This is a genomic window from Lunatimonas lonarensis (genome assembly GCF_000390185.1).
In the GTDB taxonomy this organism is placed as follows: Bacteria; Bacteroidota; Bacteroidia; order Cytophagales; family Cyclobacteriaceae; genus Lunatimonas; species Lunatimonas lonarensis.
In genome coordinates this window covers 108,735-131,090 of record NZ_AQHR01000107.1, presented here as the reverse complement: position 1 = coordinate 131,090, position 22,356 = coordinate 108,735, and the positions used below count along the sequence as shown (strand labels likewise).

Below are 22,356 nucleotides of genomic sequence, written 5' to 3'. Positions count from 1 at the left end.
GAAGAAGAATCATGGCAGTTAAGAAACTTAAGCCGGTAACTCCCGGAACCAGATTCAGAGTCGCTCCGGCGTTTGATGAGATTACTGCATCCAAACCCGAGAAGAGTTTGTTGGCACCTTTGAAAAAGACTGGTGGCCGGAACAATTCCGGTAAGATGACCAATCGCTACATAGGTGGAGGACACAAAAGAAGACTTCGTATCATCGATTTCAAAAGAAATAAAGATGGGGTTCCTGCTGTAGTGAATTCCATTGAATACGATCCAAACCGTACGGCGCGTATTGCTCTTTTGTTCTATGTGGATGGAACAAAGACGTATATCATTGCGCCAGAGGGGCTAGAGGTTGGTCAGACGATCATTTCTGGCGAGCAGGTTGCGCCCGAAGTAGGCAACAGCATGCTTATAGCCAACATACCTCTTGGTACGATCGTTCATGCGATCGAATTGAAGCCTGGGAAAGGTGCTGCGATGGCGAGAAGTGCTGGAAGTTATGCGCAGATCGTAGCGAGAGAAGGTAAATACGTAACGGTCAAGTTGCCTTCAGGTGAGATGAGAATGGTGTTGGGTACTTGCAGGGCCACTGTAGGTACTGTTTCCAACGGAGACCACATGAATGTGGTGCTCGGCAAGGCAGGTAGGAACCGTTGGTTGGGCAGGCGTCCAAGAACAAGAGGTGTTGCAATGAACCCTGTAGATCACCCAATGGGTGGTGGTGAGGGCCGATCTTCCGGAGGGCATCCCCGTTCCAGAAAGGGCTTACTCGCCAAGGGTAAGAAAACCCGATCAACCAAGAAGTATTCCAACAAACTTATCATCAGTAGAAGATCTAAATAACTATGGCACGTTCATTAAAAAAAGGTCCGTATATCGAACACCATTTGGTAAAAAAAGTGGATGCGATGAACGAATCCGGGAAGAAATCTGTGATCAAGACCTGGTCAAGAAGGTCGATGATCTCTCCGGATTTCGTAGGCCATACCTTTGCTGTGCATAACGGAAACAAGTTTATCCCTGTGTTTGTCACAGACAATATGGTAGGACATAAATTGGGCGAGTTTGCCCCAACCCGTAATTTTAGAGGCCACATTGCCAAAAAAGATAAAGGAAAGAGATAATCATGGAAGCAATAGCAAGATTAAACGATGTTCCTACCTCTACGAGAAAAATGAGACTCGTAGCTGATCTGATCAGAGGCAAGCGCGTGGGACATGCACTTAGCGTTCTTAGGTATACACCTAACCACGGGGCAATCAAGTTGGAAAAACTGTTGTTGTCCGCTGTAGCCAATTGGCAGGCAAAGAATCCCGATGAGAAATTGGAAGATGCGGATCTGTATGTCAAAACCATTATGGTTGACGGTGGCCGTATGTTGAAGCGTCTAAGGCCTGCTCCCCAGGGAAGGGCTCATAGAATACGAAAAAGATCAAATCATGTAACCCTTATCGTTGATTCAGTCGGCGGGGGTGTTACCGCTGATGTTGTAGAATCAACCGAAAATGTAAACTAACATATGGGACAGAAAGTAAACCCGATTGGTTTAAGACTTGGTATCATAAAGGGCTGGGATTCAAACTGGTATGGTGGCCGGGATTTTGCCGACAAGCTTTATGAAGATCAGAAGATCCGAAATTACGTGTATGCAAGGATACCCAAAGGAGGTATTTCCAAAGTAATCATCGAGCGTACCCTTAAGAGGATTACGCTTACCATTCAGACCGCCCGTCCGGGAGTAGTGATCGGTAAAGGTGGATCTGAGGTAGATAAATTGAAAGAAGAGCTTAAAAAGCTTACCAATAAGGACGTTCAAATCAATATTTTTGAGATCAAACGACCTGAGTTGGATGCCAAATTGGTGGGCGAGTCTATCGGTCAGCAGTTAGAGGCTAGAATATCATTCAGAAGAGCCATGAAGCAAGCGATCGCAGCCACTATGCGAGTAGGTGCTGAGGGCATCAAGGTGAAACTTTCCGGTCGACTTGGCGGTGCTGAGATGGCGCGTTCTGAAATGTACAAGGAAGGACGTATCCCATTGCACACCCTACGTGCGGACGTGGATTATGCGATTTCGGAAGCGCAGACGGTGTATGGTATCATCGGTATCAAAGTTTGGATTTTCAAAGGTGAAGTTTATGGCAAGCGGGATCTATCTCCCAACGTCGTAGCTGCTGGCGACAGCAAAGGCAATGCGGCTCCTGCGGCTGGCAACAGACGTAGACGAGATAATGGCGGTGGACCAAAACGAAGAAAACGAAGCAATTAATTTCACCCTAATTGACGAATCATGTTACAGCCAAGAAGAACGAAATTTAGAAAGATGCACAAAGGCAGAGTCAAAGGTATTGCCCAGCGGGGACATACCTTGTCTTTCGGCAACTTTGGCATCAAGTCTTTGGAGCCGGGATGGATTACATCCCGTCAAATAGAAGCAGCCCGTATCGCAATGACCCGGGCAATGAAGCGGGAAGGACAGGTTTGGATCAGGATTTTTCCTGACAAGCCTATCACCAAAAAGCCTGCTGAGGTACGAATGGGTAAAGGTAAGGGTGCGCCCGAGTATTGGGTTGCGGTAATCAAGCCCGGAACAATCCTTTTTGAAGCAACAGGAGTAAGTTTGGAAGTGGCTCAGGAGGCGTTGAGATTAGCTCAGCAGAAACTTCCGGTCAGTACAAAATTTGTGGTACGTAGAGAATACGTAGGATAATTTACGAAGATGAAGAATTCCGAAATAAACGCGCTCACTGAGGGTGAACTTAATGATCGCATCGTAGCTGAGCAGGAGAATTTGACTAAGTTGAGATTCGCTCATGCCATTTCTCCCATAGAGAATCCAAATAAGATTGGTCAGGCAAAGAAATTGGTCGCAAGATTGAAGACGGCTTTGCGGGCAAAACAACTAGCTAAATAATGAATACAATGGCTACTACAGAAAGAAACCTGCGTAAAGAAAGAATAGGAAAGGTAGTTAGCAACGCGATGGACAAGTCTATCACTGTTGCTGTGGAGCGAAGGGTAAAACACCCTATCTACGGTAAATTCGTTGCCAAAACTACCAAATTTATGGCCCATGACGAGAACAACGACTGTAACCCAGGAGATCTGGTGCGAATCAGTGAGACTCGTCCGCTGAGCAAAAGAAAGCGTTGGAGATTAGTAGAAATCGTCGAAAGAGCTAAGTAATCATGATACAACAAGAATCAAGACTGAGTGTTGCGGATAATTCAGGTGCCAAGGAAGTGCTTGTCATCCGCGTGCTGGGTGGAACGGGAAGGCGTTATGCCTCTATCGGCGACAAAGTAGTTGTCACGGTGAAATCAGCTCTTTCCTCCAGCAATATGAAAAAAGGTACCGTTTCGAAAGCGGTAATCGTTCGAACCAAAAAAGAAGTAAGAAGGAAAGATGGGTCATATATACGCTTTGAGGATAATGCCGCTGTTCTTCTCAATAACAACGACGAGCCTAGAGGCACACGTATTTTTGGCCCCGTTGCCAGGGAGTTGCGTGAAAAACAGTTTATGAAGATTGTATCTCTAGCTCCTGAAGTTCTGTAATCATGGAAAAGAAAGTGATAAAGCATCCCAAGATGCACATCAAAACCGGTGACACTGTGAAGGTGATTTCCGGGGACGATAAAGGCAAGCAAGGAAAAGTGCTTTCCGTGGACATCGCCAAGCGAAGGGCCATCGTAGAGGGCTTGAATATCGTAACGAAGCACAGAAAGCCAACCGCCAACTCTCCACAGGGATCGATCGATAAGATTGAAGCTCCAATTCATGCGAGTAACCTCATGTTGGTAGACCCAAAAACAGGTGAGGCTACGCGTATAGGTAGAAAGATAGGAGAAAAAGGAAAGTTAGTAAGGTATTCAAAGAAAACCGGGGAGGTGATCAATGGCTAAACCTAGATTAAAAGAAAAGTTTGCAGCTGAAATCTCCGCTGAATTGAAGGAGAAATTTCAGTATAAGTCGGTGATGCAGGTTCCCAAGTTGACCAAAATCGTGATCAACAAAGGTATTGGAGCCGCTGTTGCTGACAAGAAGTTGGTAGATCAGGGCGTGGAAGAGCTTACTATCATCGCAGGTCAGAGAGCCGTGGCGACGAAAGCTAAGAACTCCATCTCTAACTTTAAGTTGAGAGAAGGAATGCCTATCGGTGCTAAGGTTACGCTTCGTGGTGACAGGATGTATGAGTTTTTGGATCGATTGGTCAGCGTAGCATTACCTAGGGTGCGTGACTTCAAAGGTATTTCGGACAAGGGTTTCGATGGACGAGGTAACTACACACTTGGAGTGACTGAACAGATTATTTTCCCTGAAATCAGCATAGAGAAAGTGAACCGAATCTCCGGTATGGACATTACCTTGGTAACTACTGCCGAAACAGATGAGGAAGCCTTCGCTTTGTTGAAAGCGTTGGGAATGCCTTTTGTAAACAAAAATAAAGAAAACTGATCATGGCAAGAGAGTCGATAAAAGCCCGTGAGCGTAAAAGAGAGCGTCTTGTAGCCAAATATGCAAAAAAGAGAGCAGAGTTGAAGGCTGCCGGTGATTACGAAGCACTGGATAAACTGCCCAAAAACGCTTCTCCCGTAAGGCTTCACAACCGTTGCAAGCTGACCGGACGCCCAAAAGGGTATATGCGTAAATTTGGCATCAACCGGGTAACTTTCAGAGAGATGGCGTCCGCTGGGAAAATACCTGGTATCACCAAGTCCAGCTGGTAAAAATCAGACAAAAGTTTTTATTCTTAGAATCATTGTGTAACTTTGCCCGCCCATTGGGGGCGTGCAGTTAGACTATTTACAAATATGACTGATCCAATAGCTGATTATCTGACCAGGTTGAGAAACGCGATCAAAGCTTCTCACCGGATAGTGGAGATTCCTGCTTCGAACATAAAGAAGGAAATCACCAAGGTTCTTTTTGAAAAGGGATATATACAGAACTACAAGTTTGATGGCAATGGTCCTCAGGGAACCATCAAAATTGCGTTGAAATACAATCCTTCGACCAAAGAGAATGCCATCGTTAACCTTACGAGGGTAAGCAAGCCTGGCTTGCGTAAGTATGTGGGTAAGGAAACCCTTCCCCGAGTAATCAATGGTTTGGGTGTAGCGATCATCTCTACCTCCAAAGGAATCATGACTGACAAGGAAGCCCGTACAGAAGGTATCGGTGGCGAAGTACTTTGTTATGTTTATTAATATCGGAATACGATGTCTAGAATAGGTAAAAAACCAATAAATATACCCGCGGGTGTTACTGTAGACGTGTCCAAGTATAACGAGGTCACTGTTAAAGGTCCCAAAGGTACGCTGAAGCAGGAAGTTAATCCTGACATTACCATATCTGTAGAGGGCAGTCAATTGTCTGTGGCTCGTCCTACGGACTCCAAGCGCCACAAATCGCTCCACGGTCTTTACAGGTCTTTGTTGAACAACATGGTGATAGGGGTGAGTGAAGGCTACAAGAAGGATCTGGAGCTTGTTGGGGTAGGTTATAAGGCTACCAATCAAGGGCAAGTGTTGGAGTTATCCCTTGGATATTCCCACAATATCTTTTTTGCAATCCCATCAGAGATTTCCCTAAAAACCGAAACGCCCAAAGGTAAGAATCCTTTGATCACGTTGGAGGGTATCGACAAAGAGTTGATCGGTCAGATTGCTGCAAAAATCAAGTCATTCAGGAAGGTTGAGCCGTTCAAAGGTAAGGGTGTTCGTTTCGTTGGTGAAGTGGTTAGACGTAAAGCTGGTAAAACTTCTGCTAAAAAATAATTGAGACATGGCTTTTAATAAAAACGAACGTAGACGTAGGATTAAAAAAAGTATTCGGAGGAAGATCTCCGGTACCGATTCTAGGCCACGCTTGGCGGTATTCAAGAGTAATACCGGTATATATGCCCAGATTGTGAACGACCTTAAGGGTCATACACTTGCAAGTGCTTCATCCAAGGAATTGGGATCCATTTCAAATACCAACCTATCGGTTTCTAAAGAAGTCGGTAAGAAAATCGCCGAAAAGGCGCTAGCGGGTGGAGTAAGTGAAGTGGTATTCGATCGAAGCGGGTACCTTTATCATGGTAATGTTAAAGCTCTGGCAGACGGTGCCAGGGAAGCTGGCCTTAAATTTTAATAGATATTATGTCCCAAATACGAAAAAAACCAATTAGGGCTACTGATACTGAGCTGAAGGAAAAAGTAGTAGCTATAAACCGGGTTGCCAAAGTGGTAAAAGGCGGTAGGCGTTTCTCCTTTTCAGCAATTGTAGTAGTGGGTGATGGAAACGGAATCGTTGGTTATGGATTAGGAAAGGCCAACGAGGTGACTGATGCTATTACTAAGGGCATAGAGGATGCCAAGAAGAATCTAATTCAGGTTCCTCTTTACAAAGGTACTGTGCCCCATGATCAACAAGGTAAATATGGAGGAGGTCTCGTATTGATCAAGCCGGCAGCTCCTGGTACGGGTGTTCTTGCAGGTGGTGCGATGAGAGCTGTATTGGAGAGCGCTGGGTATACCGATATTTTGGCAAAATCCAAAGGATCGTCAAACCCGCACAACGTGGTAAAAGCGACCATCGATGCATTGGAAAATATGCGGGATGCGATTGCCGTTTCCCAGCAGCGGAGAGTTAAATTGTCTAAGGTTTTTAACGGTTAATACGATGGCTAAGGTTAGAGTTACACAGATTCGAAGCACAATTAAACGACCAAAAGACCAGAAGGCAACCATCGTTGCATTGGGTTTGGGAAAGATAAACCGAACTGTTGAGGTGGAAGCTACCCCGCAGGTTCTGGGGATGATCAACAAAGTAAGCCACCTGGTAAAGACTGAGGAGGCTTGATCGGTCGGCGGTGGGATGTCGTTTGCATTTTAATCCGCCGCCCTCTTGTTCACAACAGGTTAAATCGATTACAACAGCAATCCAATTTCTGAATCGCTTTTCATTGGATATTTCAAGCCAAGGTAAAGGCAACACATCGGATACGAATGCTGCTAAAAATAGTATAAACAGATGAAATCGAGCATGACGTAGCCGTCACAAACCGGGATGCCCCGATAGCTATTCGGGGCAACCATGCGAGATTCCATGTGACCCCTTAAAAATAATTATAGACACATGAAACTACATACATTAAAGCCTGCCGCTGGGTCTGTCAAATCAGAGAAGCGTATAGGACGTGGTCCTGGGTCTGGCAGAGGAGGGACTTCCACCAGAGGACATAAGGGGGCTAAATCCCGGTCAGGTTATAAGAAGAAGATCGGCTTTGAAGGTGGTCAAATGCCCCTTCAGCGTAGGGTGCCCAAGTTCGGTTTCAAAAATGTAAACCGGGTGGCTTATAAGCCTGTAAATCTTGTTGACCTACAGACGCTGGCTGACAAGCTAAGCATAGACACGATTTCATTCGATACGTTGGTTGAAAATGGCTTGGTGTCAAAGAAAGATCTTGTAAAAGTCCTAGGAACAGGCGAACTTACAGCGAAATTGAATGTAAGTGCGCACAAGTTCTCAGCGTCCGCCGAGGAAGCTATCCAAACCATTGGCGGAACTGTCCATAAGCTTTAAACAATGAAAAAATTCATCACAACGGTTAAGAACATCTTTTCGATAGAAGATTTGAGAATCCGTATCCTGAATACCATAGGTTTCCTGGTGGTTTTTAGGATTGGTTCTTTTATCGTGTTGCCAGGTGTAGATCCCAATCTGCTCGGAGAGTCCGCAGGAGGTATATTTGGTTTGATAGATACATTCCTGGGAGGCTCTTTTAGTAGGGCTTCCATATTTGGACTTGGTATCATGCCGTATATATCTGCATCTATCGTGCTGCAGTTGTTAACTGTTGGTGTGCCTTATTTTCAAAAGCTGCAGAAGGAAGGTGAATCTGGACGTAAGCGGATCAATCAGATCACGAGGGTATTGACGATCCTCATCACGATCGCGCAAGGAATTGGTTACATAACCGCCACTATCCCCAATGAGGCCATCATGATAAACAAGTCCTTGTTTATGGTAAGCTCTTTGGTGTTACTTACTTCGGGAACGATGTTTTGTATGTGGTTGGGAGAGAAGATCACTGAAAAGGGAATCGGAAACGGTATCTCAATGTTGATCATGATTGGAATCATATCTGCACTACCCGGAGCTATTATTGCGGAGTCGTTGTCCAAGGGGTCGGGAGGTATTCTTTTGTTGATCATTGAGGCGGTGGTTCTTTTCTTTGTGGTAGTGGGTACAGTAGCACTTACCGAAGCCACGAGGAGAATACCGGTGCAGTACGCTAAGCAAGTGGTGGGAGGTAAAGTGTATGGCGGACAGCGGCAGTATATCCCGATTAAGGTGAATGCGTCAGGTGTAATGCCGATAATTTTTGCCCAGTCGTTGATGTTCCTTCCCGCGCTGATTGCGCAGATTTGGGCTGATTCGAGTGATATCGCTGCGTACATCGGAACTACCTTTAGTGACTTCACCAGCTGGCAATACAATTTGGTGTTTGCAATCATGATCATTTTGTTCACCTTCTTCTACACTGCGATTACCGTAAATCCGGAGCAGATTGCGGAAGATATGAAACGAAATGGTGGATTTATTCCGGGAATCAAACCCGGTGCGCCAACTGCGGATTTTATTGACAACATCATTTCGAGGATCACGCTTCCAGGATCGTTTCTACTTTCTGTCGTTGCCATATTACCGGCTTTTGCCATCGTGGCAGGTGTCAGTGGTGAATTTGCCCAGTTTTATGGCGGTACTTCGTTGCTTATTATGGTGGGCGTAATCCTTGATACCCTTCGTCAGATTGAAAGCTACTTGTTGATGCGCCATTACGAGGGCCTTATGAAAAGCGGTAACATGAAGAACGATCCTTCTAGTTATGCAGTAGCGTAGTATGATACGGTATAAGACCAGGGAAGAGGTAGAGTTAATAAAACAAAGTGCCCAGATCTTAGGAAAAGCACACGGCGAGATAGCCAAATATGTAAAGGAAGGGGTAAAGACCTCTTACCTCGATAAAATTGCAGAGGAGTACATCAGAGATCATAGGGGGATTCCGTCTTTCAAAGGATATAACGGGTTTCCTGCTTCTCTCTGTATTTCGGTAAATGAGGTGGTCGTTCATGGGTTTCCGAGCGGCTACGAATTGAAGGATGGGGATATAATCTCAATAGATTGTGGAGTCTTTCACCAAGGTTTTCATAGCGATTCTGCTTATACTTACCCTGTCGGTGAAGTTTCCCCCTCTATTTTGAGGTTGCTAGATGTGACCAAAGAATCTTTGGCTCTTGGTATCGAACAGGCGGTTTTTAACAACCGTATCGGAGATATAGGGCACGCTATCCAGAAATTTGTAGAGTCCAATGGATTCACCATCGTTCGTGAACTTGTAGGGCATGGTTTGGGCAAGAGCCTTCATGAGGCACCGGAGGTACCGAACTATGGAAAACGTGGAAGTGGCCCTGTTCTAAAGGACGGGTTGGTCATTGCGATAGAACCCATGGTAAACCTCGGGACAAGAAACGTGGTACAGGAACGGGATGGCTGGACTATCCGAACCGCTGACCGGAAAGTTTCGGCTCATTTTGAGCATACGGTTGCGATTTTTGAGGATAAGACAGAGGTTTTGACCACGCATGAGTACATAGAAGAAAATTTCATATATGGCTAAACAAGCGTCAATAGAGCAGGACGGCACCATCGTGGAGGCCCTGTCCAATGCAATGTTTAAAGTGGAACTGGAAAATGGGCATCAGCTGATAGCACATATTTCCGGTAAAATGCGGATGAATTATATTAAAATCCTACCAGGCGATAAGGTTAAGTTGGAGCTGTCTCCTTATGATCTTTCGAAGGGGAGGATTGTTTATCGGTATAAGTAAGCAAATAATAAGTTTAGAGGATATATTCTTTTTGGATCTATTTTCAGAAAGAGGTATGGACATTGAAAGAAAAATTGTAATCCTATGAAAGTTAAGGCATCTATTAAGAAGCGAAGCGCTGATTGCAAAGTGATCCGACGGAAAGGAAAGCTTTATGTGATCAATAAAAAGAATCCAAAGTTTAAACAAAGACAAGGTTAATTACTATGGCAAGAATTGCAGGTGTTGACATCCCGGATAACAAGCGGGGAGAAATCGGTCTTACCTATATCTTCGGTATAGGAAGGAGCTCGGCCAGAGCGATCCTCAGCAAGGCGGGAATTTCATTTGATAAAAAGGCTGGCGAGTGGGACGACGATGAGTCTACTGCTATCAGGAACATCATAGCTGAAGAGTTCAAAACAGAGGGTGTACTTAAGTCGGAGATACAGCTCAGTATCAAGCGGCTGATGGATATTGGATGTTACAGAGGTTTGAGACACCGTAAGGGATTGCCAGTAAGGGGGCAAAAGACCAAGAATAACGCCAGAACGAGAAAAGGTAAGAGAAAGACTGTTGCTAACAAAAAGAAGGCGACTAAATAAATCTTGATTTAGATCATGGCTCAGAAAAGAAACGAAAAAGCGAAAGCTAAGAAAAGAGTTGTAAAAGTAGAGGCGGTGGGCCAAGCCCATATCAAGGCTTCCTTCAACAACATCATCATATCTATTACCAATAATTCAGGTCAGGTTATTTCTTGGGCGTCTGCTGGTAAGATGGGGTTCAGGGGTTCTAAAAAGAACACCCCCTACGCAGCGCAAATGGCCGCTCAGAACTGCGGTCAGGTTGCTTATGACCTAGGATTGAGAAAGGTGGAGGTATTTGTCAAGGGTCCTGGAGCAGGAAGGGAATCAGCGATCAGAACCTTGCAGAATGTAGGACTGGACGTTACGACCATTACAGACGTGACCCCGCTACCGCACAACGGTTGTCGTCCTCCCAAACGCAGAAGAGTATAATTTTAAAGAAGAGTTAGCATGGCTAGATATAGAGGTCCAAAAGCGAAAATTGCCCGAAAGTTCGGCGAACCTATCGAAGGGCAAAGTAAAGTGCTTCAAAAAAAGAACTATCCTCCCGGTCAACATGGAAGGGGTAGAAGGAAAAAGCAGTCTGAGTATGCGATCCAGTTGATGGAAAAGCAAAAGGCTAAATACATCTATGGCATCCTAGAGCGTCAGTTTGCGAGGATGTTTGATATTGCTTCTAGGAAAAAGGGTGTTACAGGTGAAAACTTGCTCCAGTTGTTGGAGTCAAGGCTTGACAATACCGTGTATCGCCTCGGTATAGCGCCTACCCGTAGGTCTGCCCGACAGCTTGTTTCCCATAAGCATATCCTTGTAAACGGAGAGTTGGTAAACATTCCTTCCTACACCCTAAAGCCAGGTGATGTTGTTTCTGTACGGGAGCGTTCGAAGTCTCTGGAGGCGATCACAGGAAGTTTAACAGGAAGACCTTCCAACCGATTCCCTTGGTTGGAGTGGGAAGCTTCCTCTATGAGCGGGAAATTTGTCAGTATCCCTGTAAGGGAAGACATCCCTGAGAATATCAAAGAACAGCTCATCGTTGAACTTTACTCTAAATAATTAATTAATTCCCGACCTTAAAAAAACGATCGATATGTCCATATTAGCATTTCAAATGCCGGAAAAGGTGGTGATGGAAAAAGCAGATGATTTTCATGGTCTGTTTACGTTCAAGCCTCTGGAAAAAGGTTACGGGGTTACTATTGGTAATGCATTAAGGAGAATCCTTCTTTCTTCCTTGGAAGGCTATGCCATCACCGCAGTGAAGCTGCCGGGTGTAGTGCACGAGTTTTCCAGTATTGAGGGAGTAGTGGAAGATGTTACTGATATTATCCTAAATCTGAAACAAGTAAGATTTAAAAAACTGCATGAATCCATAGATGGCAAGATAACTGTTGAGGTAAAAGGCAAGGATGTTTTTACCGCAGGTGACATTGCCAAGTATACTTCTTCCTTTGAGGTTTTGAATCCTGACCTGATAATCTGTCATTTGGATGACTCTATTAGTTTGGAAATCGAACTGACAGTTGAAAAAGGTAGAGGGTACCTGCCGGCCGAGGAGTCCAAGCCTAAAGAGCAGATTTATGGGGTCATTCCCATTGACGCGATCTTTACGCCTATCAAAAATGTAAAATACAGGGTAGAGAATACCCGGGTTGAGCAAAAGACAGACTACGAGCAGTTGGTGATGGAAGTTACCACGGATGGATCCATCCACCCGGAAAAGGCCCTGCAGGAATCTGCCAAGATTTTGATCCAACACTTCATGTTATTCTCGGATCAGACGATGGTGATCGATGCCCCAGGAAGTGGTGCCATCGAGCCGATTGACGAGGAATACCTGCACATGAGGAAGCTTTTGAAGACGTCCCTCAGTGATTTGGACCTTTCTGTCAGAGCATACAACTGCTTGAAGGCTGCTGATGTAAAGACGCTGGGCGATCTAGCCAGGCTGGAGATTTCCGATATGATGAAGTTCCGCAATTTTGGGAAAAAATCCCTGGCTGAATTGGAGCAGTTGATCCAGGAGAAGGGGCTCACCTTCGGCATGGATTTGTCAAAGTATAAACTTGAAGAAGAATAAAATAAAATGAGACACGGCAAGAAATTTAACCACCTTGGAAGAACCGCCTCGCACAGAAAGGCGATGCTGTCCAATATGGCTAGTTCGCTGTTCCTACATAAGCGGATTTCTACTACGCTGGCAAAGGCCAAGGAACTGAGAAAATACGTAGAGCCATTCATCACCAGGGCGAAGGAAGATACCACCCATAACAGACGGGTTGTTTTCTCTTACCTCCAAAACAAAGAGGCCATCAAGGAGCTTTTTGGTACCGTAGCAGATAAAGTTGCCAGCAGACCAGGGGGGTATACCCGGATCATCAAAACCGGACTTCGTCTGGGAGATAATGCAGAAATGTGTATTATCGAGTTGGTGGACTTTAACGAGCTGATGCTTCAAGATGCCAAGCCGGCGAAGAAGTCCACTCGCAGAAGGAGTCGCCGTAGCAGCGGTAAGGCTGAGGATTCAGCACCCGCAGCAGCAGTGGATGCCCCTGCTGCGGAAGGCGAAGGCAGCGAAGAGAAAAAATCGGAATAGCGACCTACTAGTGTGTCGGGATAATGGTATAGATAAAGGGATTGGGCGATGGTTCAATCCCTTTTTTGTATCCTTTCCGCATTTATACTCCCACTTACTGATAAAATCCTTAAATTTGCCCATTCAAATTTGATTATGACAAGAAAAAAAGCAACACTTCTATTAGCAGATGGAATGGTCTTTCACGGAACGCTTGTAGGGAAGGAAGGGACCAGCGGCGGAGAGATTTGTTTTAATACCGGTATGACGGGGTACCAGGAGATTTACACAGATCCCTCCTACACCGGTCAGATTATCGTCAATACTACACCGCATATCGGTAATTATGGTGTAGTGGATGATGAAGCTGAGTCAGCTCGACCGTTAATTGCCGGCATCGTGGTGAATGATTTTTCGAATGTTTACAGCCGTCTTGATGCCAAACAATCTCTTCAGGAATACCTTGCGGAGCATGGCATTACCGGCATTGCCGATATCGATACGCGGTTGTTGGTAAGGCATATCCGCTCCAAAGGAGCCATGAATGCCATTATCAGTTCAGAGATCTCTGATTTGGATGCGTTGCGCGCCGAACTCAAAAAAGTCCCTGACATGAATGGCCTGGAGCTTTCTTCCCAAGTCTGCACCAAGGAGCCCTATTTTTTTGGCGAAGAGGGTTCGTCCATTAAAGTCGCCTGTGTGGATTACGGAATAAAGCGAAACATCCTGCGCTGTCTTTCCGAGCGAGGTGCTTATTGCAAAGTATTTCCTGCCAAAACCAGTCTAGAGGAAATGGAAGCGTGGGGGCCCGATGCCTATTTCCTTTCCAATGGCCCAGGTGATCCTGCGGTGATGGATTATGCGGTAGAAACCGCCAAACAAATACTTGCACTTGGAAAGCCTCTTTTTGGAATTTGCCTTGGACACCAGATTTTGGCAAGGGCCTGTGGTATATCCACTTACAAAATGCACCATGGTCATAGAGGTCTCAACCACCCGATCAAAAATCTGTTGACAGGGAAAAGCGAAATTACCTCCCAAAATCACGGGTTTGTCGTTACCAAAGAAGACATAGCAAAGAACCCGGATGTTGAAATTACCCATGTGCACCTGAACGATGGTTCCGTCGCTGGTATTCGCCTAAAGAGTCGCCCGGCATTTTCCGTTCAGTACCACCCCGAATCCAGTCCAGGACCGCACGATTCCCGGTACCTGTTTGATGAATTTATTTCCCTAACCAAAAAGTAACAAACATAAACCATTCATAGTATGTCATTGATTCAATCTATTCACGCGAGACAAATTTTAGATTCAAGGGGTAACCCCACGGTAGAAGTGGATGTTTTCACCGATTCAGGAGCCTTCGGAAGAGCAGCTGTTCCCAGTGGTGCATCCACCGGTGTTCACGAAGCGGTGGAATTGAGAGATGAAGACAAAAGTGTCTACATGGGTAAGGGGGTATTGAAAGCCGTTGCCAATGTAAATGACGTCATCGCCCCCGAGCTGGTAGGCTTTGACGTGTTTGAGCAGAACCACATCGATCACCTGATGATCAGCCTGGATGGAACCAAAAACAAAAGCAAGTTAGGAGCTAATGCGATTTTAGGCGTATCCCTTGCCGTGGCCAAAGCTGCTGCCATGGAGGCAGGTCAGCCTTTGTTTCGCTATGTTGGGGGTGTAAATGCCAATACCCTGCCCGTTCCGATGATGAACATTCTTAACGGCGGTTCACATGCCGATAATGCAATCGATTTTCAGGAGTTTATGGTAATGCCCACCGGTGCTCAGACCTTTTCCGAGTCTTTGAGAATGGGCACTCAGATTTTCCATCACCTCAAGTCCGTATTGAAGGCCAAAGGTCTCTCTACCAATGTGGGGGATGAAGGTGGCTTTGCTCCAAACCTGCGTTCTAATGTAGAGGCAGTTGAAGTGGTGCTTCAGGCCATAGAGAAGGCTGGATTCCGTCCCGGTGAGGATGTATTCATCGCGATGGACGCCGCTTCTTCTGAGTTTTACGATGAGGAACGTGGACTTTACGTGTTCAAGAAATCAACTGGCGATGAATTGACTTCGCAGCAGATGTCTGATTATTGGAAGGACTGGGTGAGCAAATACCCCATTATCTCCATCGAAGACGGTATGCACGAAGACGACTGGAACGGTTGGAAACTGATGACTGAGGCAGTAGGAGATAAGATTCAGATTGTAGGTGACGATTTGTTCGTTACTAACGTAGAAAGGTTGCAGACCGGCATTGACCAGCAGATTGCCAATGCACTGCTGGTGAAAGTAAACCAAATCGGTTCGCTAACAGAGACCATCAACGCGGTGGATCTTTGCCATAGAAATAAGTACAAGTCGGTCATGTCTCACCGCTCTGGGGAGACAGAGGACTCTACGATCGCGGATCTTGCAGTCGCATTGAATACCGGCCAGATTAAGACAGGTTCTGCTTCCAGGTCTGACCGTATGGCCAAATACAATCAGCTTTTGAGAATCGAGGAACAGCTCGGTGATTCGGCTTATTTCCCCGGAAAAAAGTTTTAACTAGCTAACAAATATTTTATTCAATAAAAGCTCCGGTTATCCGGAGCTTTTTTTATGCATTGTTTTAAATTATTAAAAAATTAGGTAAATTAATCGTCTATATCTAACCCATTGCTTCTATGCGCTTTTTGTCTATTTTCCCTTGCCTTTCTATGTTTATGATCCTTTTGGTATCCTGTGAGTCTTCTCCGGATTCTTCCCCCGTTGATCGCATTGTGTTGATGGAGGTGATCGAGGATACGTTTTCATGGGAGATTAAGGAATTGATCCCCTTGGAAACCCACTCAGACAATTTGCTCAGCACTCAAGTTGAGGTAAGGTTTTGGAACGATGGATACTTGATTTGGGAGAGTCAGCGACGAGGAGATGTGCATTATTTTTTGAGTGATGGGGCTTATGTGGGGAAGTTATTGGAGGTAGGGGAAGGTCCCGATAAGGTAGCCGGTATTTCCCATTTGCTACGGCCCGGCGAGGGGCTTGAAATCCTCGCTGGACAAGGTATGCATACCGAGCTTATTCGGTTTCCAATGCCAAAGGGCACACCGGAATCTACCTCATTGGGTGTTTTGGGCTTTTCAGCGGAATGGAGTCCAACGGGTCGCTTAGCTGTGTACGCCGGACATAATTTACCGGTCTCGGACCATCGACTTTATTTGTTGGATGAGGAAGGGGTGATAGTCGGCCGGTTTTTGGAGAACGATTATTCCAACGATATGATGCCGATCACAGGTGTTAACCTGTATGCGTTCCCTGATCGGTTGTTTTTTCACGATTCCTTTGACGATGTGATCTACGAGGTGGTGGGTGATAGCATTACTCCCCACGTATCCTTTGATTTTGGGCGCATGGCTGTCCCAGCCGAGTTTTGGGAGGAAGATTTGATGGAGGGATTTATGAAGCTAAATGAGCGGGGATTTGCCGATGTGTATAGGATGCACGACAGTGAATCGTACAGTTTATTTGAAATTTACGTTCAATCCATAAAAGGGGTAGAAAACCATCAGGTCTTGCTAGACAAGTCAAGCAAGCTAGACAAGTCAAGCAAGCTAGACAAGTCAAGCAACCGCATAAAGAAGCAAGTTTTGCAACAGCACGAATCAGCGGTTTTTTACCAGCCAGTGGGATTTCGTTCGGATCGGGAGTTGGTTTTCTTGGTAGAAATGAAGACGCTGAAGTCGGGTGTGGGGCAAATGCAATTGGCTCCAGGGCTGCGTGACCAGCTAGAGGGTTGGGCAGACGACGACAACCCGGTATTGATCGTTGCGGCTTTGCGATAGGATAACTCTTGCACTCGGTTCTACATCATCAACAATTATTCCTTATTAAGGGGTATACGTTTGACCCTACGTTTATGCCGAAAGTGCATTTCAAACAGGGAGGATCTAACAGTTTAGCGGACAAACTACAACCTTCAATTTAACCCTCCGTAAAGCAGAAAGGGATATGATAGACTCCCTTTTTCAATCAGGCCATGTCTAAACATTTAGTAGCAGTATTATTTGCTGTTTTTCTATTGATTGGCAGCAACTTAGGGATTGCCCAGCAGGTATCCATTACCGGACGTATAGTTGATGGCACGACCAATGAGCCCCTCCCTTTTGCCTCCGTATTCATCAACAATTCCATGCAAGGATCCATAGCGGATCAAAATGGTCAATTTGAACTGAAGGTGAATAAAGGTGTCTACGAAATTATTGTTTCCATGATGGGGTATGACAGACTGGTTTACCAAGCTGATTTTACCTCCGGCCCTCTGACATATTTGTTTGAGCTTGCTCCACTTGTTGTTGAATTGAAAGAATTGGAAGTAAAGGCGGAAAGAAGCAGCGAGTGGTATGAGAACTTGAAAACATTTCAATTTTTTTTCCTTGGGAGTAGCGAGAATGGGATGCGAAGTGAAATTCTTAACCCGGAAGTGCTGGTCATAGACAGGCAAGAAAGTTCGCTAAAAGTTAGAAGTGTGGATTTTTTGGAAATAGAAAATCACGGATTGGGATTTCATATCAGGTACTTGTTGTCATCTTTTGAATACTATATTGAAGAGGGAATTTTCCGCTATATGGGATATCCCAGCTATATGGAATTCGATGGAGGTAGTAGGCTAAAGCTTAATAGATGGGCAAAGGCAAGGAAAAGAGCGTATTTGGGTTCTTGGATGCATTTTAAAAGAGCCCTCAGGGACGGCATAGTTAGTGAAGAAGGGTTTGAAGTTAGACATATGGAATTAATTCCAAATCCGGACAGGCCTGATGATCAGACCATAGAAGATGCGAAAAAACGCATGCAGGAGATAAATCAGCTTCCGTATAGTTTGTTTAAAGACTCCCTGAACGCATTGATTGAGAAGGAGAAGCTACCAAAAACAATCGAGAAAGTGGAAGAGGAGCTGTTGGCTTCAAATTCCTATAGCCGTAATGTGGAGGGGACCATTGAATTGGATTTTGAAAACTATCTTCAAATAACCTATAAACATGCCAAACTCCCAAAAGAATATGTGAGAAGCTTCCATAGTGGCTACCGCCCGGTTTCTGAAAACCCGGTTTCCAGCATTCGCTTGATAGCTCCCCTCACCATCTACCCATCAGGTCAGGAATCGAATCCGTTGCACCTTCATTTATACGGATATTGGGCATGGCAAAAAATGGCGGATTCACTCCCTATGGACTTTTCATTGGAGGATTAATCGTATATCCATATCGGCCGCTTCGCCGGAGGTGTCTTGAGGCTGATGATTTTATTCTCTCCTTTTAACTTTTGGAATACCTTCATTGACTATATTTGTGTAAACATATAAGAAGGCGATGGGCAAATACCTGAAATACACCAAGAACTTCTACTTTATTTTTACTGTTTTATTTGTTGCGTGGATGGTCTTTATAGATACCAATGATATCGTAAGCCATATCAAGCTACGCGCAAAACTTCGCGATTTGGAACGGCAGAAGGAATTTTACCTGGAGAGAAAAGAAAAGGTGCAGGCTGACAGGGAGGAATTGATGAGCAATTACGAACTTTTAGAGAAGTTTGCCCGTGAAAGGTATTTGATGAAACGAAAAGCCGAAGATCTATATGTTATTGTGGAAGAATAGTTCCCTTATTGTAAAATGCATTGCCCTAACCCTTTGGATTTCCGGGATTATCCTTTTTGAATCGAAAGCGCAGCGAGAGATTTACCCGGAAGACAATCCCCCACTAAGTGAACGGATGTATTTTGGAGGTAATCTGAGCCTACAGTTTGGTACGATTACCTTTATCGATGTTTCTCCGCTTGCGGGGGTTATGGTCACTGAAAAGTACTCCGCAGGTGTGGGTGCTACCTACCAGTATTTTAACGACCGCTTTTTTAATTTTAGTTCCAATATCTATGGTGGGAGGATTTTCAATCGATACAATGTATTGCCACGCATCTTTGCCCACGCAGAGTACGAAACGCTCAACGTGGAGGTAGCGAATCGGGTTCCCAATACCAACGATGTGGTGTTTACGCGGGACTGGGTTCCCGGCTTTCTGGTAGGGGCGGGGTATTTTTCCCCCTTCGGGAATCGGGGGGGAATGAATTTTATGGTTCTTTATAATCTGTTGCACGACAATATCAGATCCCCCTATAATGAACCTTATGTAATTCGGGTTGGTTTTGTATTCTAGCATACATCCCCAGTTGATTAGCCTATGTCTACTTTTATTGATCGCCTGCACCAGTCCCATAACCTTTGCCCTGGATGCCCATCCCCTAAGGTGATCAATCGGTTTTTTCAGGATATCCTCGGACTGATGTTTCCTGAGCATGCCAATGAACTGCTGAAGGAAAGGGGAAACCTGGAAATGAAGTATTTTGACCTTCAGGTTCAGTTGAAAAAGATTCTTACGCGAAACAGTCAGCTGCATTCCGGTGATGGGGAGGAGCTGGCTATAAAGTTTTTTGACTCGATGGAGCATGTGTATGACCTCTTGTTGGAAGACCTTGAGGCGATTTACGCCGGAGATCCCGCCGCTAAGTCAAAGACGGAGATCATTCGCTGCTACCCTGGTTTTTATGCGGTAGCGGCTTACCGCGTTGCCCATTTGTTGCACAGCTTGGGGGTTTTTCTGATCCCCCGAATGATTGCAGAGTATGCCCATAGCCGAACGGGTGTAGAGATCCATCCCGGGGCCCGGATAGGCAGGCATTTTTGTATTGACCATGGCACGGGAATCGTGATTGGTGAGACCAGTGTGGTCGGGGATCACGTAAAGATCTACCAGGGGGTAACCCTAGGGGCACTTAGTGTAAACAAAGAAGACGCCGACAAAAAACGTCACCCCACCATAGAGGATCAGGTGGTGATCTATGCAGGTGCCACCATTTTGGGAGGGGATACGGTAATAGGCAGAGAGAGCATCGTAGGGGGCAATGTATGGCTGACCAAAAGTATTCCTCCAAGAAGTAAAATTTATTACCAGACCAAACTTTACGATGCCTCCTCCAATCTGACCGATCTGTATGTGCTCAAAAGGGATGATTGATCAGATAACTTGTAGAGAAAAACAAATCATTCGATGAAGTTAGTAAGGCTTATAGGCAATACTCCGTTGGTTGCCTTGGAGAATATTCCCGTGAACCCAAAGGTCACGATTTTTTGCAAGTTGGAAGGCCAAAACCCTGGGGGTTCTGTAAAGGATAGAGCTGCCTATCATATGATCAGCCAAGCTATGCAGCGGGGAGAAATAACCAAAGGATCCCGGCTGGTGGAGGCTACCAGTGGCAATACGGGGATAGCCTTAGCTATGGTAGCTAATCTGCTAGGAGTGGAGATGACACTGATTATGCCGGATAATTCTACCAAGGAGCGCGTACTGTCCATGGAAGCCTATGGAGCGAAGGTCATTCTTACGCCTGCCGAGAAGACGATTGAATATTCCAGAACGCTTGCCGAGGACATGGCGGCGAACCAAGGTTACCACATGCTCAACCAGTTTGCCAATCCGGATAATTATTGGGCCCATTACCAGACCACCGGGCCGGAAATTTACCGTGACACGGATGGAAAAGTGACCCATTTTGTCTCAGCGATGGGTACCACGGGCACCATTATGGGAGTATCCCGTTTTTTGAAGGAGAAGAACCCTGCTATTCAGATAGTAGGTACACAGCCAACGGATGGTTCCAGTATTCCGGGAATACGAAGGTGGTCTCCGGAATTTCTGCCCAAGATTTTCGAAGCGGATCGGGTAGACCGGGTGGTGGATGTCAGTCAAGAACAGGCTACGGCGATGACACGCCGCATGGCCAAGGAAGAGGGAATATTAGCCGGTATGAGTAGCGGCGGTGCGCTGCACGCAGCATTGAGGGTGGCAGAAGGGTTGGAGGAAGGTGTGATTGTATGCATCACCTGTGATAGGGGTGACCGTTACCTGAGTTCGGATCTGTTTGGGTAGATGAGGTTACGAACTAGAGGGCCATTTTATTCTGGTTGACCATGGCTCTTTTTCTTCTACAAAAAGCACACTGGCTGCCGCCAATAAAAATAGTACGCCCGCCCCTACCAATGCGTAAATGGCCTCTCCTTCATAGAAGTTTTTGACGATATATCCTCCGATTAAGCCGTTGACAATTTGCGGAGCTGTGATAAAGAAATTGAAGATGCCCATGTACACGCCCATTTTGGCAGGGGGGATGGAGCCGGCGAGCATCGCGTAAGGCATCGCCAAGATGCTTGCCCAAGCGATGCCAACACCCACCATGCAAATGTTCAGCAGCCATCGGTGATTGGGATCGGTAATTAGCAGCATGGAGATCAGCCCTATGCCGCCTAAACTGAGACAGAGTGCATGGGTGCGTTTTCTTCCGATGCGGTTGGCGATAGTGGGAAGCAGGAAGGCAAAAACTGCCGCTACAAAATTATAGACACCAAAGATGATCCCGACATAGTTGCCGGCTTCGTTAAACGCAGCGGAACTGGTGTCCGCAGGATCCAATCCCCAACTATGTTGTGCCAACGCAGGAGTGGTGAACACCCACATGGAAAACAACCCAAACCATGAAAAGAACTGTACCAATCCCAACTGACGCATGGTGTTGGGCATATGGCAAAAGTCGCGGAATATGGAGGTAAATCCATTTGTTTTGGGAGCTATTGACTGAGGGGGCGGGCTTGGAGGGTGTTCTTTGGTGGTGAACACTGTCCAAAGGATCGTTCCCAACAAGACGGCTGCCCCCACAAAGAAGGATACTACCACATTCGTGGGGATGATTCCGGGATCTGCCGTGCTGGAAATCCCCAGCCATTCCCCCAGTACATAGGGAAGCCAAGATCCCAGTACAGCGCCAATTCCGATAAGTCCGGTCTGAATGGAAAATCCAAGCGTCCGCTGACTGTTTGGCAGCAAATCCCCCACCAACGCCCTGAAAGGCTCCATGGCGATGTTAAAGGAAGCATCCATCAGCATCAGGAAACCGGCACCTATCCAAAGTGCGGGAAGGAACGCTACGAAGAGAGATGCGTTGGGCAGCAAAATCAGGCCAGTAGCTGCAAGTAATCCGCCAACCAAAAAGTAGGGACGCCTCCGTCCCAGCCTGGTCCATGTACGGTCGCTATAGTGTCCAATAATGGGCTGCACGATCATACCTGTTACAGGGGCCACCAGCCAGAAGAGCGAAAGGTGCTCTACATCTGCCCCAAAGGTTTGCAGGATTCTGCTAGCATTGGCATTTTGTAGGGCAAATCCCATCTGAATGCCCAAAAAACCGAAGCTCATATTCCAGATTTGCCCGAGTGGGAGTCTCTTTCTAGGCGTCTGTTCGGTCATCGGCAGTAG

Annotated in this window: 35 protein-coding genes; 34 read left to right on the top strand and 1 reads right to left on the bottom strand. The window is 45.9% G+C overall.

The window, feature by feature from the left end; all coding sequences use genetic code 11:
* The first annotated feature begins 11 nt into the window (after positions 1 to 11).
* The 34 genes from rplB (at position 12) to cysM (ending at position 20,976) form a co-directional block, all read left to right on the top strand.
* Positions 12 to 836, top strand: a complete 825-nt coding sequence (gene rplB, locus ADIS_RS18915; RefSeq protein WP_010856293.1) for a 50S ribosomal protein L2 — start codon at positions 12 to 14, stop codon at positions 834 to 836.
* A 2-nt stretch (positions 837 to 838) separates the two neighbouring features.
* Complete coding sequence (rpsS, locus tag ADIS_RS18910; RefSeq protein ID WP_010856292.1) at positions 839 to 1,117, top strand: 30S ribosomal protein S19; 279 nt, start codon at positions 839 to 841, stop codon at positions 1,115 to 1,117.
* A 2-nt stretch (positions 1,118 to 1,119) separates the two neighbouring features.
* On the top strand, positions 1,120 to 1,509 hold the full coding sequence (gene rplV / locus ADIS_RS18905; protein ID WP_010856291.1) for a 50S ribosomal protein L22: 390 nt from the start codon (positions 1,120 to 1,122) through the stop codon (positions 1,507 to 1,509).
* 3 nt (positions 1,510 to 1,512) lie between these two features.
* Complete coding sequence (rpsC, locus tag ADIS_RS18900) at positions 1,513 to 2,262, top strand: 30S ribosomal protein S3 (RefSeq protein WP_010856290.1); 750 nt, start codon at positions 1,513 to 1,515, stop codon at positions 2,260 to 2,262.
* Between the two features lie 21 nt (positions 2,263 to 2,283).
* Positions 2,284 to 2,703, top strand: coding sequence for a 50S ribosomal protein L16 (rplP, locus tag ADIS_RS18895; RefSeq protein WP_035806977.1), 420 nt, complete (start codon positions 2,284 to 2,286; stop codon positions 2,701 to 2,703).
* 9 nt (positions 2,704 to 2,712) lie between these two features.
* The gene (gene rpmC, locus ADIS_RS18890) at positions 2,713 to 2,907 is read left to right on the top strand and encodes a 50S ribosomal protein L29 (RefSeq protein ID WP_010856288.1); all 195 of its coding nucleotides are present in this window, start codon (positions 2,713 to 2,715) and stop codon (positions 2,905 to 2,907) included.
* Positions 2,908 to 2,915: 8 nt separating this feature from the next.
* Complete coding sequence (gene rpsQ / locus ADIS_RS18885) at positions 2,916 to 3,179, top strand: 30S ribosomal protein S17 (protein ID WP_010856287.1); 264 nt, start codon at positions 2,916 to 2,918, stop codon at positions 3,177 to 3,179.
* Between the two features lie 2 nt (positions 3,180 to 3,181).
* Positions 3,182 to 3,550: a 50S ribosomal protein L14 gene (rplN, locus tag ADIS_RS18880; protein ID WP_010856286.1), complete on the top strand. Its 369-nt coding sequence runs from the start codon at positions 3,182 to 3,184 to the stop codon at positions 3,548 to 3,550.
* A gap of 2 nt (positions 3,551 to 3,552) precedes the next feature.
* Positions 3,553 to 3,897, top strand: a complete 345-nt coding sequence (gene rplX, locus ADIS_RS18875) for a 50S ribosomal protein L24 (protein ID WP_035806974.1) — start codon at positions 3,553 to 3,555, stop codon at positions 3,895 to 3,897.
* Positions 3,890 to 4,450, top strand: coding sequence for a 50S ribosomal protein L5 (rplE, locus tag ADIS_RS18870; RefSeq protein ID WP_010856284.1), 561 nt, complete (start codon positions 3,890 to 3,892; stop codon positions 4,448 to 4,450). Before rplX ends, rplE begins: the two co-directional genes overlap by 8 nt.
* A gap of 2 nt (positions 4,451 to 4,452) precedes the next feature.
* Positions 4,453 to 4,722: a 30S ribosomal protein S14 gene (rpsN, locus tag ADIS_RS18865; RefSeq protein WP_010856283.1), complete on the top strand. Its 270-nt coding sequence runs from the start codon at positions 4,453 to 4,455 to the stop codon at positions 4,720 to 4,722.
* An 84-nt stretch (positions 4,723 to 4,806) separates the two neighbouring features.
* Positions 4,807 to 5,202, top strand: coding sequence for a 30S ribosomal protein S8 (gene rpsH / locus ADIS_RS18860; RefSeq protein ID WP_010856282.1), 396 nt, complete (start codon positions 4,807 to 4,809; stop codon positions 5,200 to 5,202).
* 12 nt (positions 5,203 to 5,214) lie between these two features.
* Positions 5,215 to 5,772: a 50S ribosomal protein L6 gene (gene rplF, locus ADIS_RS18855; RefSeq protein WP_035806970.1), complete on the top strand. Its 558-nt coding sequence runs from the start codon at positions 5,215 to 5,217 to the stop codon at positions 5,770 to 5,772.
* A 7-nt stretch (positions 5,773 to 5,779) separates the two neighbouring features.
* Entirely contained in the window at positions 5,780 to 6,130 is a 351-nt protein-coding gene (gene rplR / locus ADIS_RS18850; RefSeq protein WP_010856280.1) for a 50S ribosomal protein L18, read from the top strand.
* Positions 6,131 to 6,138: 8 nt separating this feature from the next.
* A complete protein-coding gene (rpsE, locus tag ADIS_RS18845) occupies positions 6,139 to 6,657 on the top strand; it encodes a 30S ribosomal protein S5 (RefSeq protein WP_010856279.1) in 519 nt (172 codons plus the stop codon).
* Between the two features lie 4 nt (positions 6,658 to 6,661).
* Positions 6,662 to 6,841, top strand: coding sequence for a 50S ribosomal protein L30 (gene rpmD / locus ADIS_RS18840; protein WP_010856278.1), 180 nt, complete (start codon positions 6,662 to 6,664; stop codon positions 6,839 to 6,841).
* Between the two features lie 276 nt (positions 6,842 to 7,117).
* Positions 7,118 to 7,564: a 50S ribosomal protein L15 gene (gene rplO, locus ADIS_RS18835; protein ID WP_035806967.1), complete on the top strand. Its 447-nt coding sequence runs from the start codon at positions 7,118 to 7,120 to the stop codon at positions 7,562 to 7,564.
* 3 nt (positions 7,565 to 7,567) lie between these two features.
* On the top strand, positions 7,568 to 8,884 hold the full coding sequence (secY, locus tag ADIS_RS18830) for a preprotein translocase subunit SecY (RefSeq protein WP_010856276.1): 1,317 nt from the start codon (positions 7,568 to 7,570) through the stop codon (positions 8,882 to 8,884).
* A gap of 1 nt (position 8,885) precedes the next feature.
* Complete coding sequence (gene map, locus ADIS_RS18825) at positions 8,886 to 9,662, top strand: type I methionyl aminopeptidase (protein WP_010856275.1); 777 nt, start codon at positions 8,886 to 8,888, stop codon at positions 9,660 to 9,662.
* Positions 9,655 to 9,873: a translation initiation factor IF-1 gene (gene infA / locus ADIS_RS18820; RefSeq protein ID WP_010856274.1), complete on the top strand. Its 219-nt coding sequence runs from the start codon at positions 9,655 to 9,657 to the stop codon at positions 9,871 to 9,873. Before map ends, infA begins: the two co-directional genes overlap by 8 nt.
* Positions 9,874 to 9,957: 84 nt before the next feature.
* Entirely contained in the window at positions 9,958 to 10,074 is a 117-nt protein-coding gene (gene ykgO / locus ADIS_RS18815) for a type B 50S ribosomal protein L36 (RefSeq protein ID WP_009053196.1), read from the top strand.
* A 5-nt stretch (positions 10,075 to 10,079) separates the two neighbouring features.
* Entirely contained in the window at positions 10,080 to 10,457 is a 378-nt protein-coding gene (gene rpsM / locus ADIS_RS18810; RefSeq protein WP_010856272.1) for a 30S ribosomal protein S13, read from the top strand.
* Positions 10,458 to 10,472: 15 nt separating this feature from the next.
* The gene (rpsK, locus tag ADIS_RS18805; protein ID WP_010856271.1) at positions 10,473 to 10,871 is read left to right on the top strand and encodes a 30S ribosomal protein S11; all 399 of its coding nucleotides are present in this window, start codon (positions 10,473 to 10,475) and stop codon (positions 10,869 to 10,871) included.
* Between the two features lie 18 nt (positions 10,872 to 10,889).
* The gene (gene rpsD, locus ADIS_RS18800; protein ID WP_010856270.1) at positions 10,890 to 11,495 is read left to right on the top strand and encodes a 30S ribosomal protein S4; all 606 of its coding nucleotides are present in this window, start codon (positions 10,890 to 10,892) and stop codon (positions 11,493 to 11,495) included.
* 34 nt (positions 11,496 to 11,529) lie between these two features.
* Positions 11,530 to 12,519: a DNA-directed RNA polymerase subunit alpha gene (locus ADIS_RS18795; protein WP_010856269.1), complete on the top strand. Its 990-nt coding sequence runs from the start codon at positions 11,530 to 11,532 to the stop codon at positions 12,517 to 12,519.
* Positions 12,520 to 12,525: 6 nt separating this feature from the next.
* The gene (rplQ, locus tag ADIS_RS18790; protein WP_035806960.1) at positions 12,526 to 13,035 is read left to right on the top strand and encodes a 50S ribosomal protein L17; all 510 of its coding nucleotides are present in this window, start codon (positions 12,526 to 12,528) and stop codon (positions 13,033 to 13,035) included.
* A 135-nt stretch (positions 13,036 to 13,170) separates the two neighbouring features.
* Positions 13,171 to 14,262, top strand: a complete 1,092-nt coding sequence (carA, locus tag ADIS_RS18785) for a glutamine-hydrolyzing carbamoyl-phosphate synthase small subunit (RefSeq protein WP_035807012.1) — start codon at positions 13,171 to 13,173, stop codon at positions 14,260 to 14,262.
* A 21-nt stretch (positions 14,263 to 14,283) separates the two neighbouring features.
* A complete protein-coding gene (gene eno, locus ADIS_RS18780) occupies positions 14,284 to 15,561 on the top strand; it encodes a phosphopyruvate hydratase (protein WP_035806958.1) in 1,278 nt (425 codons plus the stop codon).
* Positions 15,562 to 15,680: 119 nt separating this feature from the next.
* The gene (locus tag ADIS_RS18775; RefSeq protein WP_010856266.1) at positions 15,681 to 16,838 is read left to right on the top strand and encodes a 6-bladed beta-propeller; all 1,158 of its coding nucleotides are present in this window, start codon (positions 15,681 to 15,683) and stop codon (positions 16,836 to 16,838) included.
* Positions 16,839 to 17,032: 194 nt separating this feature from the next.
* Positions 17,033 to 18,244 carry a carboxypeptidase-like regulatory domain-containing protein gene (locus ADIS_RS22470; protein ID WP_010856265.1) on the top strand — a complete coding sequence of 404 codons (1,212 nt, stop codon included), beginning with the start codon at positions 17,033 to 17,035 and terminating at the stop codon, positions 18,242 to 18,244.
* A gap of 118 nt (positions 18,245 to 18,362) precedes the next feature.
* On the top strand, positions 18,363 to 18,650 hold the full coding sequence (locus ADIS_RS18765) for an FtsB family cell division protein (protein WP_010856264.1): 288 nt from the start codon (positions 18,363 to 18,365) through the stop codon (positions 18,648 to 18,650).
* Positions 18,631 to 19,206 (top strand): hypothetical protein, encoded by a 576-nt coding sequence (locus ADIS_RS18760; RefSeq protein ID WP_010856263.1) that lies wholly within the window; start codon positions 18,631 to 18,633, stop codon positions 19,204 to 19,206. The genes ADIS_RS18765 and ADIS_RS18760 overlap by 20 nt, the downstream gene beginning before the upstream one ends.
* Before the next feature lie 24 nt (positions 19,207 to 19,230).
* A complete protein-coding gene (gene epsC / locus ADIS_RS18755; RefSeq protein WP_010856262.1) occupies positions 19,231 to 20,064 on the top strand; it encodes a serine O-acetyltransferase EpsC in 834 nt (277 codons plus the stop codon).
* A gap of 33 nt (positions 20,065 to 20,097) precedes the next feature.
* Positions 20,098 to 20,976 (top strand): cysteine synthase CysM, encoded by an 879-nt coding sequence (cysM, locus tag ADIS_RS18750; RefSeq protein WP_010856261.1) that lies wholly within the window; start codon positions 20,098 to 20,100, stop codon positions 20,974 to 20,976.
* 6 nt (positions 20,977 to 20,982) lie between these two features.
* On the opposite strand, the gene ADIS_RS18745 is transcribed toward cysM, so the two are convergent.
* On the bottom strand, positions 20,983 to 22,347 hold the full coding sequence (locus ADIS_RS18745; RefSeq protein WP_051113355.1) for an MFS transporter: 1,365 nt from the start codon (positions 22,345 to 22,347) through the stop codon (positions 20,983 to 20,985).
* Between the last annotated feature and the right edge of the window lie 9 nt (positions 22,348 to 22,356).

Bases quoted from the DNA above. Each gene is read 5' to 3' on its own strand.
- rplB (WP_010856293.1), top strand. From the start codon at position 12: ATGGCAGTTAAGAAACTTAAGCCGGTAACTCCCGGAACCAGATTCAGA.
- rpsS (WP_010856292.1), top strand. From the start codon at position 839: ATGGCACGTTCATTAAAAAAAGGTCCGTATATCGAACACCATTTGGTA.
- rplV (WP_010856291.1), top strand. From the start codon at position 1,120: ATGGAAGCAATAGCAAGATTAAACGATGTTCCTACCTCTACGAGAAAA.
- rpsC (WP_010856290.1), top strand. From the start codon at position 1,513: ATGGGACAGAAAGTAAACCCGATTGGTTTAAGACTTGGTATCATAAAG.
- rplP (WP_035806977.1), top strand. From the start codon at position 2,284: ATGTTACAGCCAAGAAGAACGAAATTTAGAAAGATGCACAAAGGCAGA.
- rpmC (WP_010856288.1), top strand. From the start codon at position 2,713: ATGAAGAATTCCGAAATAAACGCGCTCACTGAGGGTGAACTTAATGAT.
- rpsQ (WP_010856287.1), top strand. From the start codon at position 2,916: ATGGCTACTACAGAAAGAAACCTGCGTAAAGAAAGAATAGGAAAGGTA.
- rplN (WP_010856286.1), top strand. From the start codon at position 3,182: ATGATACAACAAGAATCAAGACTGAGTGTTGCGGATAATTCAGGTGCC.
- rplX (WP_035806974.1), top strand. From the start codon at position 3,553: ATGGAAAAGAAAGTGATAAAGCATCCCAAGATGCACATCAAAACCGGT.
- rplE (WP_010856284.1), top strand. From the start codon at position 3,890: ATGGCTAAACCTAGATTAAAAGAAAAGTTTGCAGCTGAAATCTCCGCT.
- rpsN (WP_010856283.1), top strand. From the start codon at position 4,453: ATGGCAAGAGAGTCGATAAAAGCCCGTGAGCGTAAAAGAGAGCGTCTT.
- rpsH (WP_010856282.1), top strand. From the start codon at position 4,807: ATGACTGATCCAATAGCTGATTATCTGACCAGGTTGAGAAACGCGATC.
- rplF (WP_035806970.1), top strand. From the start codon at position 5,215: ATGTCTAGAATAGGTAAAAAACCAATAAATATACCCGCGGGTGTTACT.
- rplR (WP_010856280.1), top strand. From the start codon at position 5,780: ATGGCTTTTAATAAAAACGAACGTAGACGTAGGATTAAAAAAAGTATT.
- rpsE (WP_010856279.1), top strand. From the start codon at position 6,139: ATGTCCCAAATACGAAAAAAACCAATTAGGGCTACTGATACTGAGCTG.
- rpmD (WP_010856278.1), top strand. From the start codon at position 6,662: ATGGCTAAGGTTAGAGTTACACAGATTCGAAGCACAATTAAACGACCA.
- rplO (WP_035806967.1), top strand. From the start codon at position 7,118: ATGAAACTACATACATTAAAGCCTGCCGCTGGGTCTGTCAAATCAGAG.
- secY (WP_010856276.1), top strand. From the start codon at position 7,568: ATGAAAAAATTCATCACAACGGTTAAGAACATCTTTTCGATAGAAGAT.
- map (WP_010856275.1), top strand. From the start codon at position 8,886: ATGATACGGTATAAGACCAGGGAAGAGGTAGAGTTAATAAAACAAAGT.
- infA (WP_010856274.1), top strand. From the start codon at position 9,655: ATGGCTAAACAAGCGTCAATAGAGCAGGACGGCACCATCGTGGAGGCC.
- ykgO (WP_009053196.1), top strand. From the start codon at position 9,958: ATGAAAGTTAAGGCATCTATTAAGAAGCGAAGCGCTGATTGCAAAGTG.
- rpsM (WP_010856272.1), top strand. From the start codon at position 10,080: ATGGCAAGAATTGCAGGTGTTGACATCCCGGATAACAAGCGGGGAGAA.
- rpsK (WP_010856271.1), top strand. From the start codon at position 10,473: ATGGCTCAGAAAAGAAACGAAAAAGCGAAAGCTAAGAAAAGAGTTGTA.
- rpsD (WP_010856270.1), top strand. From the start codon at position 10,890: ATGGCTAGATATAGAGGTCCAAAAGCGAAAATTGCCCGAAAGTTCGGC.
- ADIS_RS18795 (WP_010856269.1), top strand. From the start codon at position 11,530: ATGTCCATATTAGCATTTCAAATGCCGGAAAAGGTGGTGATGGAAAAA.
- rplQ (WP_035806960.1), top strand. From the start codon at position 12,526: ATGAGACACGGCAAGAAATTTAACCACCTTGGAAGAACCGCCTCGCAC.
- carA (WP_035807012.1), top strand. From the start codon at position 13,171: ATGACAAGAAAAAAAGCAACACTTCTATTAGCAGATGGAATGGTCTTT.
- eno (WP_035806958.1), top strand. From the start codon at position 14,284: ATGTCATTGATTCAATCTATTCACGCGAGACAAATTTTAGATTCAAGG.
- ADIS_RS18775 (WP_010856266.1), top strand. From the start codon at position 15,681: ATGCGCTTTTTGTCTATTTTCCCTTGCCTTTCTATGTTTATGATCCTT.
- ADIS_RS22470 (WP_010856265.1), top strand. From the start codon at position 17,033: ATGTCTAAACATTTAGTAGCAGTATTATTTGCTGTTTTTCTATTGATT.
- ADIS_RS18765 (WP_010856264.1), top strand. From the start codon at position 18,363: ATGGGCAAATACCTGAAATACACCAAGAACTTCTACTTTATTTTTACT.
- ADIS_RS18760 (WP_010856263.1), top strand. From the start codon at position 18,631: ATGTTATTGTGGAAGAATAGTTCCCTTATTGTAAAATGCATTGCCCTA.
- epsC (WP_010856262.1), top strand. From the start codon at position 19,231: ATGTCTACTTTTATTGATCGCCTGCACCAGTCCCATAACCTTTGCCCT.
- cysM (WP_010856261.1), top strand. From the start codon at position 20,098: ATGAAGTTAGTAAGGCTTATAGGCAATACTCCGTTGGTTGCCTTGGAG.
- ADIS_RS18745 (WP_051113355.1), bottom strand. From the start codon at position 22,347: ATGACCGAACAGACGCCTAGAAAGAGACTCCCACTCGGGCAAATCTGG.